Origin of the sequence: Bradyrhizobium sp. 27S5, from assembly GCF_037217225.1 — a bacterium.
Lineage (GTDB): Bacteria > Pseudomonadota > Alphaproteobacteria > Rhizobiales > Xanthobacteraceae > Bradyrhizobium > Bradyrhizobium septentrionale.
This window is the reverse complement of sequence record NZ_CP147714.1, coordinates 4,538,605-4,553,938: the sequence shown is the minus strand read 5'-3', so window position 1 is coordinate 4,553,938 and position 15,334 is coordinate 4,538,605. Positions and strand designations below refer to the sequence as shown.

Here is a 15,334-nt window from a genome sequence, read left to right as displayed (position 1 = left end):
ACGGCTGCCGCGATGAGCATCGCGCCCCGAAAACCACCGCTGCAATTTGCCCTCAGGCTGAGGCGTACGCTTGGCGGCAAGGCCGGCTGGAACGGGTTGGCCGCCCAGATCGGCTTCGCCGCGATCCTGGCCTGGATCGCCTATGAGATCGTGGCGAATGCACGCTTGAACCTGGAGACCCAGCACATTGCGTCGGGTTTCGGCTTCCTCAACTACAATGCGGGCTTTGACGTCAGTCAGAGCCTGATCGCCTACACAAATGCCGACACTTACTGGCGCGTGTTCTTCGTCGGCCTGTTGAACACGATCCTGGTCTCGGTGATCGGCATTGTCTTCGCAACCGTGATCGGCTTCATCGTGGCACTCTGCCGGTTGTCGCCGAACTGGCTGCTGTCGCGGATCGGTGGCATCTATGTCGAGATCATCCGAAACCTGCCGCTCTTGTTCCAGATCCTGTTCTGGTATCTCGCGGTGCTCGCCGCGCTGCCGGCGCCGCGGCAGAGCATCTCGATCTTCAGTGCGTTCTTTCTCAACAACCGCGGCCTGATCGTGCCGCGACCGGTCAGCGAGCCGGGGCTGGATCCGTTCCTGGCTGCACTCGCGATCGGCATCATTGCGGCGCTGGGCTTGCGGCACTATGCGAAGCGCGCTCTGTTCCAGCGCGGGCAGATGATCCGGATCGGGCCCTATGTCGCGGGTTGTCTCGTCGGCCTGCCGCTGGTCGCGATGCTGATCTTCGGCTGGCCGGTCACCTTCGAGCTGCCGCAGCTGAAAGGCTTCAACTTCGCCGGCGGGGCGCGGATCATCCCAGAATTCGTCGCGCTCACGGTGGCGCTGTCGACCTACACGGCGGCCTTCATCGCCGAGATCGTCCGCGCCGGCATTCTGTCGGTGCACAAGGGACAGATGGAGGCGGGTTCCTCGCTCGGCCTGAGCCGCAGTACGACGTTGCGGCTGATCGTGGTGCCGCAGGCGATGCGCGTGATCGTGCCGCCGCTGACCAGCCAGTACCTGAACCTCACCAAGAACTCGTCGCTCGCGGTCGCCATCGGCTATCCGGATCTGGTGTCGGTGTTCGCCGGCACGGCGGTGAGTCAGACCGGGCAGGCGATCGAGATCATCGCCATGACGATGGGCGTCTACCTGCTGCTCTCGCTGACGACGAGCGCCATCATGAGCATCTACGGCTGGCGCATCAACCGGAGCCTGGCGACATGACGGATATGGCCGCGTCGTCCTTTGTCCGGCAGGATCTGGTCCCCGAGCGCCCCGCGCCGGCAAAGACCACCGGCTTCATCGGCCTGGTGCGTTCGCGGCTGCTGAGCTCGCCGGGCAATATCCTGCTCACGATCCTCGGATTGCTGCTGGTCTGGTACACGGTTATCCCGGCGTTCAGGTTCCTGCTGGTCGACGCGGTCTGGACCGGCAAGGACCGCACCGCGTGCCTCGCCGAAAACGCCGGACACGCGGTCGGCGCCTGCTGGCCCTATATCCAGGCCAAGCTGGCACAGCTGATCTATGGCTTCTATCCGGAAGCCCAGCGCTGGCGCGTCAATCTGACCTTCCTGCTCGCCGCAATATTGCTGCTGCCGCTGCTCGTTCCGCGACTGCCGGCCAAGGGGGTGAACTCCGGCCTGTTCTTCTTCGCCTTTCCGGCGGTGGCATTGTTCTTGCTGCATGGTGGCGGCATCGCCGGATTCGGCGTGAGCTGGACGGCCGGCCTGTTGCAGCTGTTCGACGAGAGCATCGGCGGCGCCGGGCAACTCCTGGTCAATCTCAGCAAGACCTCGGCGATCGCTCCGTTGTTCTGGGGGCTCGGCAAGCTGATCGTCCTGATCGGCTTGCTGATCCACTGGCTGATCTATCCGCTGAGCTGGCTGCGCGACCAGATGCAGGCCTCGTCGCAACCGGTCTGGGTCGACTTTCTCGTCACCGCCGTGATCGTCTCCGCCGTTCTGTTCGTTCTCGGAGGTGGCGTGCGCACCGGCCGCCGGGCGCTGATTGGCAGCCTCGCGACGTTTGCCGGGATCGCTGTCGTGATCAAGCTGATGGGGCTCGACCGCGGCGGCCTTCCGATCGTCGACACGCGGCTGTGGGGCGGCCTTCTGGTGACGCTGGTGATCGCCATCACCGGCATCGTCGCCTCGATGCCGATCGGGATCGCGCTGGCGCTCGGCCGCCGGTCGAGCATTCCGCTGATCCGGATCTTCTCGATCACCTTCATCGAATTCTGGCGCGGCGTGCCGCTGATCACGGTGCTGTTCTTCGCGACCTACATGCTGCCGCTGTTCGTGCCGGGCAATTTCGCTGTCGACGGCCTGATGCGCGCGCTGATCGGGGTCGCACTGTTCACCGGCGCGTATCTCGCCGAGGTGATCAGGGGCGGCCTGGCGGCCGTGCCGCGCGGGCAGCCGGAAGCCGCGTCCGCGCTTGGCCTGTCATGGTGGAAGACGACGTCGCTGATCGTGTTGCCGCAGGCGCTGCGCTACGTCATTCCCGGCATCGTCAATACCTTCATCGGGCTGTTCAAGGATACCTCGCTGGTATCGATCGTCGCGCTGTTCGATCTGTTGGGCTCATTGCGGGCGTCGTTCGCCGATCCGGTCTGGACCACGCCGACGACGGCATTCACCGGCTTCGCCTTCGCCGGCCTGATCTACTTCGTGTTCTGCTTTGGAATGTCGCGCTACTCGCTGTTCGTCGAAAATCGGCTCAACGCCCACCGCCGCCACTGAACAAGGGTCACCATGTCCACAACCCCGATCGTCAATATTTCCGCGCTCAACAAATGGTACGGCGACTTCCACGTGTTGCGCGACATCAACCTCGAGGTCGGCAAGGGCGAGCGCATCGTGATCTGCGGCCCGTCCGGCTCGGGCAAGTCGACGCTGATCCGCTGCATCAACGCGCTGGAGGAATTCCAGGAGGGCGAGATCGTGGTCGACGGCATCGAGCTCGGCCCGAACCTGCGCCGCGTCGACGAGGTTCGCCGCGAAGTCGGCATGGTGTTCCAGAGCTTCAACCTGTTTCCGCATCTCACCGTGCTCGACAATTGCACGCTGGCGCCGATCTGGGTGCGCAACATCCCGAAGAAGGATGCCGAGGCGGCCGCGATGAAGTTCCTTGAGCGCGTCAAGATCCCGCACCAGGCTAACAAATTCCCCGGCCAGATGTCGGGCGGTCAGCAGCAGCGCGTCGCGATCGCCCGCGCGCTCACCATGAACCCGAAGGTGATGCTGTTCGACGAGCCGACCTCGGCGCTCGACCCGGAGATGGTCAAGGAGGTGCTCGACACCATGGTCGATCTCGCCAGGGAGGGCATGACCATGCTGGTCGTGACCCACGAAATGGGCTTTGCCCGCGAGGTGGCCAACCGCGTCGTGTTCATGGACGCCGGCCAGATCATCGAGTCGAACACGCCGCAGGAGTTCTTCGCCAACCCGCAGCACGCGCGGTCGAAGCTGTTCCTAAGTCAGATCCTGAGATGAGCGAATGGCGAGTGAGGAGTTCACTCGCTGTTCGCCGCGCATCATTCGCCAATCACACCAGCGGCAGCTCGATCTTGCTGCGCTTTTCCAACCATTCCGGGACCGGCAGATTCTTCGAACGCATGAAGGCCGGGTTGAACAGCTTGGACTGATAGCGGTTGCCGGAGTCGCAGAGAATGGTGACGATGGTCTTGCCGGGGCCGAGCTGCTTGGCGAGCTGGATCGCGCCGGCGATGTTGATGCCGGTCGAGCCGCCGAGGCACAGGCCTTCGTGCTCCAGCAACTCGTAGATGATGGTCACGGCTTCCTCGTCGGAGATCAGGAACGCGGTGTCGACCTTCGCAGTCTCGACCACAGGCGTGACGCGTCCGAGCCCGATGCCTTCCGTGATCGAGTCGCCCGGCGTCGATTTGACCTGTCCATTCTTGAACAGTTCGTACATCCCGAAGCCGTGCGGATCGGCACAGGCGGTGACGATGGCCGGGTTCTTTTCCTTCAGGTAGCGGCTGATGCCGGCCAGCGTGCCGCCGGTGCCGACCGAGCAGATGAAGCCATCCACCTTGCCGTCGGTCTGCTGCCAGATTTCCGGTCCGGTCGAGTCGTAGTGCGCCCTGGGATTGTCGAGGTTGTTCCACTGGTCGGCAAATAGCACGCCGTTCGGTTCAGTCTTGCGAAGCTGCTCGGCGAGACGCCTGCCGAGATGCTGATAGTTGTTCGGGTTGGAGAAGGGCAGCGCCGGCGCCTCGACGAGCTCGGCGCCGCACAGCCGCAGCATGTCCTTCTTTTCCTGGCTCTGCGTCTCCGGAATGACGATCAGCGTGCGATAGCCGCGCGCACTCGCCACGACCGCAAGCCCGATGCCGGTATTGCCCGCGGTCGACTCGACCACCAAGCCGCCCGGTTTCAGCGTGCCGCGCTTCTCGGCTTCCAGGATCATCCATTTGCCGGCGCGGTCCTTCACCGACTGGCCGGGGTTCATGAATTCGGCCTTGCCCAGAATGGTGCAGCCGGTCAGTTCGGATGCGCGCTTCAGCTTGATGAGCGGCGTGTTGCCGATCGCTTCAATGACGTCTTTGTTGAATACCATGTCGGGGAATTTCTTTGCCGGTCTGTGTCTTGCTTGCCGCGAACCTAGTGTGCTGATCGAAAAAGGGAAGGGCTTTTGCACTGCGGCAAATGGCGGGTTCAACACGCTTTGCCTCGTAGGCGCCGATATCACACGCATCGGGAGAACAGCGTTTTGCGGCGGTCGGGACGCCCAGCAGAATCGTCCTGCGATCCGCGGTTTTGCGTCAGTTGCACACGGCAGACCCGATCAACACCCGACGGCGCGGGGCGCGATACTGCGAGATAGGCGTTGCTCCGGCACATCCTTGCGGATTCGGCGCAACAGGGCTGAGAAATCCCCATGAAATCTTTGTAAGAATCGTGACTTCCGGCACGGCTCCGAAATGTGCGGAAATGCCGTAAAAATAGGGCAAAGTCGGCATTCGGGGTGGCCCCGAATCGCTTGCGATGCGACGTCGCGCAATCGTGACGGGGCTGTCCGCCCCATCGTCCCAAGGGTAGGATGGGACAGTCAGGTACCATTGGAAGCATGCCCCCGTGAACGTCACCCAGACCATCGCTGAACGCGCCATTCGTGCGCCGCGGGCGAAGGCTGGCTGCGGCGGAGAACGGGTGTGACCCAGTCCATGTCCGTCACGGTGCCTGGAGGCCGGTTTGGCCTCGCCGTCCGCGCGCGACGGCTCGCGACCCGGTCGCTGATTGCGCTCGGCCTGGTCGCGGGCTCGGCCGGCTGCATCCTGACCCAGGACATCCCCGATCCGGCGCTGGACGTGCCGCAGGGCTACAAGGCCGCGCGCCTTGGCCGGCCGGGCGACGCGCTGCCGACGCTCGACTGGTGGCGCGGCTTCCGTTCCAAGGAGCTGACGCAGCTGATGGAGGAGGCGCAGACCGTCAATCTCGACATCGCCGCGGCAGTCGCGCGATTCCGCCAGGCCGACGCGCTGGCGCGGCAGGCCGGCGCGGCGCTTTTGCCGACCCTCAATCTCAACGGATCGGAAACCTACTCCCGCACCTCCGGCTCCAGCGCCAGTGGCCTCACCAATGGCGGGCGCGAGGTGGTGAATTACAGCGCCTCGCTGAGCGCCAGCTACCAGCTCGACTTCTGGGGCCAGAACCGCGACGCCGCGCAAGCGGCGGAGGAGACCGCCGTCGCCAACCGGTTCGACCGCGAGGTGGTGGCGCTGACCACGCTGGCGAGCGTCGCCAACGCCTATTTCACGGTGCTCGCCAGCCAGGACCGGCTGCGCACGGCACAGCGCAACATCGCCAGCGCCGAGCGCATCCTCAACGCGATCAAGGAGCGCTTCAAGGCCGGCACCGGTTCCGACCTCGACGTCGCGCAGCAGGAAACTGTGCTCGCCAACCAGCGCGCGCTGGTGCCGCCACTGCGGCAGACGCTCGACCAGAGCATCAACGCGCTCGCGGTGCTGGTGTCGCGGCCGCCGGAAAGCGTGCGCGTCATCGGCGGCTCGCTCAACGCAGTCGGGATTCCGCGTGTCACGCCGGGATTGCCGTCGGAATTGCTGACCCAGCGTCCCGACATCCGCAGGCAGGAGGCGCAACTCGCATCCGCCACCGCCAATGTCGGCAGCGCGCGGGCGCAGTTCTTTCCAAGCATCCAGCTGACCGGGCAGGGTGGCTATCAGAGCCAGGCGCTGGTCTCGCTATTCCAGCCGCATGCGGCGTTCTTCAACCTGGTCGGCGGCATGACCCAGCCGATCTTCGATGGCGGCCGGATCCTCGGCAATTTCGAGTACACCCAGGCCAAACAGGACGAGCTGCTGCAAACCTATCGCAAGACGGTGGTTCAGTCGTTCACCGACGTCGACAATGCGCTGGTTGCCATACGCGAGACCACGCGGCGGTTGCAGCTGCAGCGCGACGTGCTGTCGTCTTCGCGGCGCGCCTTCGACCTCGCCGAGCAGCAGCTCAAGGCCGGCACTGCCGACATCGTAACTGTGCTAAACACGCAGCTGACTCTGTTTCAGGCGGAAGATGCTTATTCCCAGGCCCAGCTGGCCCGGCTATTGGCGATCGTGAGTCTGTACCAGGCATTGGGGGGCGGCTGGGAACCGAAGATGGAAAGACCGGTCGATGCTCTTTAAGCCCGACTCGACGGACGACGAGAAAAGGACGGCGCCGCGCAAGCGGGGCCTCCTCTCGCGCCTGCTCGGGCGCATGGTGTCGCTGCTCATCACGCTTGTGATCCTGGGCGGGCTCGGCTATCTCGGCTGGCTCGCCTTCCAGCCCAAGCAAAACGGTGGCGGCGGGCGGGGCGCCAACGGGCGGCCCGATTTGCCGGTGCCGGTGCTTGCGGCGACGCCGCATGTGCAGGACGTGCCGGTCTATCTCGACGGCGTCGGCTCGGTGAAGGCGCTGAACACGGTCACGGTGCGCTCGCAGGTCGACGGCAAGCTGCTCAAGGTGAATTTCGTCGAGGGCCAGGACGTCAAGAAGGACGACGTGCTGGGCGAGATCGATCCCGCGATCTATCAGGCACAATACGACCAGGCCGTCGCCAAGAAGGCACAGGACGTAGCCCTGCATGCCAACCAGAAGCTCGACCTCGCGCGCTATGAACAGCTCGCCGCCAGCAATGCCGGCTCCAAGCAGCAGGCCGACACGCAGCGCGCTCTGGTGGCGCAGCAGGAGGCGCTGATCAAGGCCGACCAGGCCGCGATCGACAATACGGGGGCGACGCTGGGCTACACCAAGATCGTCGCGCCGATCTCCGGCCGCGCCGGCCTGCGCCAGGTCGACCAGGGCAACATCATCCACGCCTCCGACACCATCGGGCTCGTGATCCTGACCCAGCTGCAGCCGATCGCGGTGTGGTTCAGCCTGCCGCAGCAGCAGATCATGCGGGTGAACGCCGCCGCCGCGAAGGGCCAGCTTGCGGTCGACGTGTTCGGCAATGACGGCGTCACCGTGATCGATACCGGCAAGTTGACCGGCATCGACAACCAGGTCGATCCGACCACCGGCACGCTGAAGCTGAAGGCCGAATTCCCCAACGCCAGCTACCAGCTGTGGCCCGGCCAGTTCGTCAATGTGCGTCTCAAGGTCGAGACGCTGCCGCAGGCCATCGTGGTGCCGACCTCGGCGGTGCAGCGCGGTCCTGCCGGCACGTTCAGTTACGTGATCGGCGAGGGCGACATTGTCACCGCCAAGCCGGTCACGGTCACCCAGCAGAACGAGCATGAAGCCGTCATCGCGAACGGCCTGACCACATCGGACCGCGTCGTGACGACGGGGTTTGCCAATCTCGCCGATGGCGCGAAGGTCGTGGTCGGCAAGGATGACGCGGCGCCGACCGCCGATCTCGCGCCGCGCAAGCGCAGCCGCAATCCTGACGGCAAGCGTGGCGGCCAAGGTGGAGCGCAAGGCGGCACGCAGGGAGGCGGAGCGCAAGGCGAAGCTCCGGGCAAGGATCAGGGCAAGGACGGCAAGAAGGACTGGCAAGGCAAGAACGGCGAGCATCGCGGCCGGCACGAGCATGGCGAAGGCGATCAGAAGGGGCAGGCCGGACCGGCGCCTGCGCCGGCGACAGGGGGCGAACAGTCGGGCGGCGCACCGAAAGCGCAGCCATGACCGGCATCCTGACCTCGTAATGTCCGACCTTACAGCGAGTACGCAACCATGAGCGTCTCCGAACCGTTCATCCGGCGGCCGATCGCCACCTCGCTGCTCGGCATCGCGCTGATGATCGGCGGCGCGCTCGGCTACTGGGCGCTGCCGGTCTCCGCGCTGCCGCAGGTCGACTTCCCGACCGTGCAGGTGTCGACGCAATTGCCCGGCGCGAGCCCCGACGTGGTGGCCTCGCTGATCACGGCGCCGCTGGAGCGGCAGCTCGGCCAGATCCCATCGCTGTCGTCGATGAACTCGACGAGCTCGTTCGGCGTCAGCCAGATCTCGCTGCAGTTCGATCTCAACCGCGATATCGACGGCGCCACGCAGGATGTGCAAGCCGCGATCAATGCCGCCGCCGGCATCCTGCCGAAGACGCTGCCGTATCCGCCTGTTTACGCCAAGGTGAACCCGGCGGATGCGCCGGTCATGACCCTGGCGCTGACCTCGGAGACGACCTCGCTGCGGGCGATGAGCGATCTCGCCGATACCATCCTCGGGCAGCGGCTGAGCCAGATTTCCGGCGTCGGCCGGGTCTCGATCCTCGGCGGCCTGAAGCCGGCGGTGCGCGTACAGGCCGATCTGGCCCGGCTGGCGGCCTATGGCATCGCGATGGAGGATCTGCGCAACGCAATCGCCGGCGCCAACGTGTCGGGGCCGAAGGGATCGCTCGACGGCGCCCAGCAATCCTACACCATCGCCGCCAACGACCAGATCGCGGCCGCCGACGCCTACCGGCCGATCATCATCGCCTATCGCAACGGCTCGCCGGTCACCATCGGTGACGTCGCCCTGATCGTCGACGGGCTCGAGAACGACCGCACCGGCGGCTGGTACCAGGGCACGCCGGCCGTCATCATCGACATCCAGCGCCAGCCCGGCGCCAACGTCATCGACGTCGTCAAGCAGATCCGCGCCGAAATTCCGCGGCTGCAGCGGTCGGTCCCGGCCGGCGTCAAGCTGACCATCGTCTCCGACCGCACCGTGACGATCCGCGCCTCGGTCCACGACGTGCAGTTCACTCTGATCCTGAGCGTGGTGCTGGTAACGCTGGTGGTGCTGTTGTTCCTGCGGTCGCTGCGCGCGACCCTGATCGCCGGCGTCGCGCTGCCGCTGTCGCTGATCACAAGCTTCGGCGTCATGTATTTCGCAGGCTTCAGCCTCGACAATCTGTCGCTGATGGCGCTGACCATCGGAACCGGCTTCGTGGTCGACGACGCCATCGTGATGATCGAGAACATCGTCCGCCACATGGAAAACGGCGAGACCGTGATGGAGGCCTCGCTGAAGGGCGCCAGCGAGATCGGCTTCACCGTGATCTCGCTGACGGTGTCGCTGATCGCGGTGTTCATCCCGCTGCTGTTCATGTCCGGCCTGGTCGGTCGCATGTTCCGCGAATTCGCGCTGACCTTGACGATCGCTGTCGTGACCTCGGCGATCGTCTCGCTGACACTGACGCCGATGATGTGCTCGCGGCTGCTCAAGAACATTCATGAGGAGATGGCGGTCCCGGGCCTCGCCGCAGTCAGCCGCTTCATCGACCGGATGGTGGAGTTCTACCATCGCACGCTGCTCTGGGTGCTGCAGCGCCAGCGCGCGACATTGCTGGTGACGTTCGCGACGATCGCGCTGACCCTGATCATGTATGTGCTGGCGCCGAAGGGTTTCCTCCCGCTGCAGGACACCTCCTCGATCACGGCGGTGACCGAGGCGGGGCCCGACGTCTCGTTTGCCGAGATGCAGCGGCGGCAGACCGCGGTCTCCGACCTCATCAAGGCGGATCCTGATGTGGTCGGCGTGGTCTCGGTGATCGGCTCGGGCTCGGTCAATCCGACCACCAATGTCGGCCGGCTGGTGATGACGCTGAAGCCGCTCGACGAGCGGCGGGATGGCGTCGTCAAGGTGATCGAGCGCCTCAAGCAGAGGGTCGCGACGGTGCCGGGCATGACCGTCTACTTCCAGCCGGTGCAGGACGTGCAGATCTCGACGCAATCGAGCCGCTCGCAATACCAGTACACGCTGACCGCGACGGATGCCGCCGAAGTCTCGCAATGGGCGCAGAAACTGGTGGCCGAGATGCGGCGCGACCCGATCTTCCGCGACGTCTCGTCGGAGGCGCAGGAGGGCGGCTTGCGCGCGGCGCTCGACGTCAATCGCCAGCGCGCCGGCCAGCTCGGCGTCAATCTGCAGGGCGTCACCGACACGCTGAACGACGCCTTCGCGCAGCGGCAGATCTCGACGATCTACGGCCAGGCCAACCAGTACCGCGTGGTGCTCGAGGCGCTGCCGATGTATCAGCGCGACCCGTCGATCCTCGACAAGCTCTATCTGCCCGGCGCCGCCGGCGCGCAGGTGCCGCTGTCGGCGGTGGCAACGCTGATCAGGACCACGGCGCCGCTCGCGATCTCGCACCAGGCGCAATTCCCGTCGGTCTCGCTCAGCTTCAATCTGGCGCCAGGCGAGGCGCTCGGCGACGCGGTCGAGGCGGTGAAAGCGATCGAGACCCGGATCGGAATGCCCGGCAGCATCGTCGGCATCTATTCCGGCGACGCCGCCGAATTCGCCCGCTCGCTTGCCGGACAGCCGTGGCTGATCCTGGCCGCGATCATCACGATCTACATCGTGCTCGGCGTGCTCTACGAGAGCTACATCCACCCGATCACCATCCTGTCGACGCTGCCCTCGGCCGGCGTCGGCGCCATCCTCGCCCTGATGCTGTGTGGGCAGGACCTCTCGGTAATCGGCCTGATCGGCATCATCCTGTTGATGGGCATCGTCAAGAAGAACGCGATCATGATGATCGACTTCGCGCTCGAGGCCGAACGTCACAAGGGGATGTCGTCCTATGACGCGATCGTGCAGGCCTGCCTGCTGCGCTTCCGCCCGATCATGATGACGACGCTGGCGGCGCTGTTCGGCGCGCTGCCGCTTGCGATCGAGAGCGGCACCGGCGCCGAGCTGCGCTTCCCGCTCGGCATCTCGATCATCGGCGGCCTGTTGCTGAGCCAGCTGCTGACGCTCTACACCACGCCGGTGATCTATCTCGCGCTCGACCGGCTCAACCGCCGGATCGAGCGGGCCGTGCCGGAGGCTGGTCCCAGCGGGCCGCCGATCGCGGGCGCCACCGAGGGCATGCAGTGATCTCGATCTCCGAGCCCTTCATTCGCAGGCCGGTGGGCACCACGCTGCTTGCGATCGGGCTGTTTTTGGTCGGGATCGTCGCCTACCAGTTCCTGCCGGTGTCGTCGGTGCCGAATGTCGACTTCCCGACCATCCGGGTGTCGGCGTCGAGGCCCGGGGCCGATCCGTCGGTGATGGCCGCGACCGTCGCCGCGCCGCTGGAGCGCAAGCTCGGCACCATCTCGGGCGTCGACCAGATCACCTCGACCAGCTCGCTCGGCACCACCAGCATCCAGGTGCAGTTCTCGATCGGCCGCAACATCGACCGCGCCGCGCGCGACGTGCAGGCCGCGATCAACGCCTCGCTCGCCGATCTGCCGAGCGACCTGCCGTCGCTGCCGAAATTCCGCAAGGCCAATCCGGCCGCGGCGCCGGTGTTCGTGCTGGCACTGACCTCGCAGACGATCTCGACCAGCGCGATGTACGACGTCGCCGATACCGTACTGGCGCAGCGCATCTCGCAGGTGCCGGGGGTCGGCGAGGTGACGGTCAGCGGCGCCGACCAGCCGGCGGTGCGCATCGCGCTCAATCCGGTGTCGCTGGCCAACGCCGGGATCGCGACCGACGACGTCCGGCTCGCGATCATCAATGCCAATCCACTCGGCCCCGTCGGTATCTTCAATGGCGACCGGCTGAGCGAGACGCTGTCGATCAACAAGCAGATGCGCACCGCGGCCGAATTCCGCGACATCGTCATCAAGAGCTCGAACGGCAATTTCGTCCGCCTCTCTGATGTCGCCGAGGTCGAGGACTCCGTCCGCAACTCGCGCTCGATCGCCTGGTTCAACAAGCAGCCGGCCGTGCTGATCCAGATCACCAAGCAGGGTGACGCCAACGTCATCGACACCGTCGACAATGTTCGCAAGCTGCTGCCGGAACTGAAGCAATGGATCCCGGCCGGGGTCGATATCTCGACGCTGGTCGACCGCACCGGAACCATCCGCGCCAGCGTCGAGGACATGCAGTTCACGCTGCTGGCGACTATCGTGCTCGTGATGGTCGTGGTGTTCGTGTTCCTGCGCCGCCTGGTGCCGACGATCGCCGCCGGCGTCTCGGTTCCGCTGGCGCTGGCCGGCACCTGCGCCGGGATGTGGCTCGCCGGATTTTCGATCGACAATCTGTCGCTGATGGCGCTCGCGATCTCGGTCGGCTTCGTGGTCGACGACGCCATCGTCATGATCGAGAACATGTACCGCAATCTCGAGCAGGGCATGGCGCCGTATCCGGCCGCGGTCGAGGGCGCCAAGCAGATCGGCTTCACGGTGCTGTCGATCTCGCTGTCGCTGGTCGCGGCCTTCACGCCGCTGATCTTCATGGACGGGATTGTCGGCCGGCTGCTGCGGGAATTCTCGCTGACGCTGGTGTTTGCGATCGCGGTCTCGACCGTGGTGTCGCTGACGGTCACGCCGATGATCTGCGCGCACTACATCAAGGAGGCGACCTCGGATCACGCCACCTGGTACGACCGCGCCATCGAGGGCACGCTGTCCCGGGTCGTGGCGTTCTATGCCCGGACGCTGCGGAGTGTGCTCGGATACCCCTGGCTGACGATGGTGGTGTTCACCGCCACCGTCGCGCTGACGGTGGTGCTCTACGTCAAGACACCGAAGGCTTATTTCCCGACCGACGACAGCGGCTTTGTCATCGGCTCGACGCGCGCATCCGCCGATATCTCCTTTCAGGCCATGCTCTTGCTGCAACAGCGGCTCGCCGACATCGTGATGGCCGATCCCGCGGTGGCCGGCATCGGCTCGTCGGTCGGCTCCGGCGGCGGGCCGGGCGGCGCCACCTCCAACCGCGGCACCATGTTCATCAGCCTGAAGCCGCCGGAGGAGCGCGGCGGGCTTTCGACCACGCAGGTGATCGACCGGCTGCGCCGCAATTTGTTCATGGTGCCGGGCATCCGCCTGTTCATGTTCGCCGCCCAGGATATCCGCACCGGCGGCCGGCAGAGCGATTCCGACTACCAGTACACGCTCGCCTCGACCGATCTCGATCTGTTGCAGAAATGGGCGCCGATCGTCGCCAAGCGGATGGAGACGGTGGAGAGCATCACCGACGTCTCCTCCGACCGCGATCCCGGCGGCCTGCAGCTCAACCTCGTGATCGACCGCAAGACCGCTTCCAGCCTCGGCGTCCGCGTGCAGGACATCGATAACGCGCTCAACAACGCCTTCTCGCAGCGGCAGATCTCGTACATCTACACCCAGCGCAACCAGTACATGGTGGTGCTCGAGATCGATCCGAGATTCCAGAGCGACCCGTCGAACCTCGATCGCATCTATGTCGCGGGCGCCAATGACGTGCAGGTGCCGCTGTCGGCGCTGGTGCACTACGAGCGCGGTCTGTCGGCTCTCGCGGTGTTTCACTCCGGCGGCTTCCCCTCGACCACGGTGTCGTTCAACCTGCTGCCGGACGTGCCGCTAGAGGTCGCGACCACCAACATCCAGCAGGCGGTCAACGAGCTGCATATGCCGGAGGGCATCCGCGGCAGCTTTGACGGCAATGCCGGCGACTTCAACAAGACCAGCGGGCGCCAGCCGCTGCTGATTCTGGGCGCGCTGGTCGCGATGTATATTGTGCTCGGCGTGCTCTATGAGAGCCTGGCCCATCCGATCACGATCATCTCGACCTTGCCGTCGGCCGGTCTCGGCGCCTTGCTGGCGCTGCAGGTGACCAACACGCCGCTGACGGTGATCGCCTTCGTCGGCATCATCCTGTTGATCGGCATCGTCAAGAAGAACGGCATCATGATGGTCGACTTCGCGCTCGAGGCCGAGCGGCATCAGGGCCTGTCGTCGCGGGATGCGATCTTCGAGGCCTGCCGGGCGCGCTTCCGCCCCATCCTGATGACGACGATGGCGGCGCTGTTCGCCGGCATTCCGCTTGTCATTGCGACCGGCCCGGGCACCGAACTGCGCCGGCCGCTCGGCATCACCATCATCGGCGGCCTGTTCGTGTCGCAGATCCTGACCCTCTACACCACGCCGGTGATCTATCTCCTGATCGACCGCCTGCGCCGGCGCCCGGCGCCGTCAGGCGTGCACGCGCCAGCGGAATAGGTTGAATTGAACGGCTCCGCGCGCGTATAGCGAAGCGATGTCCGAACCAACCGAAGCAAAGACCGAGATTGCCGCCGAGATCGAGGATTGCCCGCATTGCGGCAAGCCAAAGCCGCTCTGCATCTGCGACAGCGTCACGCCGATCGAAAGCCGCATTCAGCTCCTGATCCTGCAGCATCCGCAGGAGCAGGACAGGGCGCTCGGCACCGCGCGGCTGACGGCGCGGCATTTCAAGAACGCCGTGGTCCGGATCGGGCTGTCCTGGCCGAGCCTGTCAAAGGCGCTCGGTCGGCCGGTGGCCGATCCGTCGCGCTGGGCCGTGCTGTATCTCGGGTCGGCCAAGGTCGAGGATCTCGATACCGATGCCGAGATCGTCGCGATCAACCGCAAGGGCGAGCTTGAGCCGCATCAGCGCGCCATCCTGTCGGATATCGAGGGCATCGTGCTGCTTGACGGCACCTGGAGTCAGGCCAAGGCGCTGTGGTGGCGCAATGCCTGGATGCTGAAGTGCCAGCGGGTGATTCTCGGACCGAAACGGCCCTCGCGCTACGGCCAGCTGCGCCGGGAACCGCGGCGCGATGGCCTTGCGACCATCGAGGCGGCCGCGCTTCTGCTGGCGGGGCTGGAGAAGCGGCCGGATATTGCCGCAACGTTGTCTGGTAGTTTCGAGCGGATGCTGGCAAAATTCCGCGAAGTCCAGGCGGAAATGCCGGAATTGGCGCCAAAACCGAAGAAACGGGATTTCCGCAAGCGCCGACGCTAGCTTCCAGCTTGGTTGCCTATCTGAGAGAGGGCGTATATGAAGCGCCGCGTGGGGCCACGTGGCGGAGTGGTGACGCAACGGTCTGCAAAGACTATTCCGGGCATAACGGGTGGGGGCGTCTAGTACCGAAACGTCCCGTTTTGTAG

At 65.4% G+C, this 15,334-nt stretch carries 9 protein-coding genes; 8 read left to right on the top strand and 1 reads right to left on the bottom strand.

The window, feature by feature from the left end:
- Positions 1–12: 12 nt before the first annotated feature.
- The 3 genes from WDM24_RS21165 to WDM24_RS21155 are packed head-to-tail and all read left to right on the top strand — an operon-like array spanning position 13 to position 3,488.
- Positions 13–1,218 (top strand): ABC transporter permease subunit, encoded by a 1,206-nt coding sequence (locus WDM24_RS21165; RefSeq protein WP_338832338.1) that lies wholly within the window; start codon positions 13–15, stop codon positions 1,216–1,218.
- On the top strand, positions 1,215–2,735 hold the full coding sequence (locus tag WDM24_RS21160) for an amino acid ABC transporter permease (protein ID WP_338832337.1): 1,521 nt from the start codon (positions 1,215–1,217) through the stop codon (positions 2,733–2,735). Before WDM24_RS21165 ends, WDM24_RS21160 begins: the two co-directional genes overlap by 4 nt.
- Positions 2,736–2,747: 12 nt before the next feature.
- Complete coding sequence (locus WDM24_RS21155; RefSeq protein ID WP_166205262.1) at positions 2,748–3,488, top strand: amino acid ABC transporter ATP-binding protein; 741 nt, start codon at positions 2,748–2,750, stop codon at positions 3,486–3,488.
- A 52-nt stretch (positions 3,489–3,540) separates the two neighbouring features.
- Here WDM24_RS21155 and WDM24_RS21150 read toward each other — a convergent pair whose 3' ends face one another.
- Complete coding sequence (locus WDM24_RS21150; protein ID WP_338832336.1) at positions 3,541–4,575, bottom strand: cysteine synthase A; 1,035 nt, start codon at positions 4,573–4,575, stop codon at positions 3,541–3,543.
- A gap of 607 nt (positions 4,576–5,182) precedes the next feature.
- Here WDM24_RS21150 and WDM24_RS21145 point away from each other — a divergent pair.
- The 5 genes from WDM24_RS21145 to WDM24_RS21125 are packed head-to-tail and all read left to right on the top strand — an operon-like array spanning position 5,183 to position 15,188.
- Complete coding sequence (locus WDM24_RS21145) at positions 5,183–6,661, top strand: efflux transporter outer membrane subunit (RefSeq protein ID WP_338832424.1); 1,479 nt, start codon at positions 5,183–5,185, stop codon at positions 6,659–6,661.
- Positions 6,651–8,147, top strand: coding sequence for an efflux RND transporter periplasmic adaptor subunit (locus WDM24_RS21140; RefSeq protein WP_338832335.1), 1,497 nt, complete (start codon positions 6,651–6,653; stop codon positions 8,145–8,147). The genes WDM24_RS21145 and WDM24_RS21140 overlap by 11 nt, the downstream gene beginning before the upstream one ends.
- Positions 8,148–8,195: 48 nt before the next feature.
- Positions 8,196–11,324, top strand: a complete 3,129-nt coding sequence (locus tag WDM24_RS21135) for an efflux RND transporter permease subunit (protein ID WP_166295306.1) — start codon at positions 8,196–8,198, stop codon at positions 11,322–11,324.
- A complete protein-coding gene (locus WDM24_RS21130) occupies positions 11,321–14,425 on the top strand; it encodes an efflux RND transporter permease subunit (RefSeq protein WP_338832334.1) in 3,105 nt (1,034 codons plus the stop codon). Before WDM24_RS21135 ends, WDM24_RS21130 begins: the two co-directional genes overlap by 4 nt.
- Before the next feature lie 37 nt (positions 14,426–14,462).
- Complete coding sequence (locus WDM24_RS21125; RefSeq protein ID WP_338688360.1) at positions 14,463–15,188, top strand: tRNA-uridine aminocarboxypropyltransferase; 726 nt, start codon at positions 14,463–14,465, stop codon at positions 15,186–15,188.
- Positions 15,189–15,334: the final 146 nt, after the last annotated feature.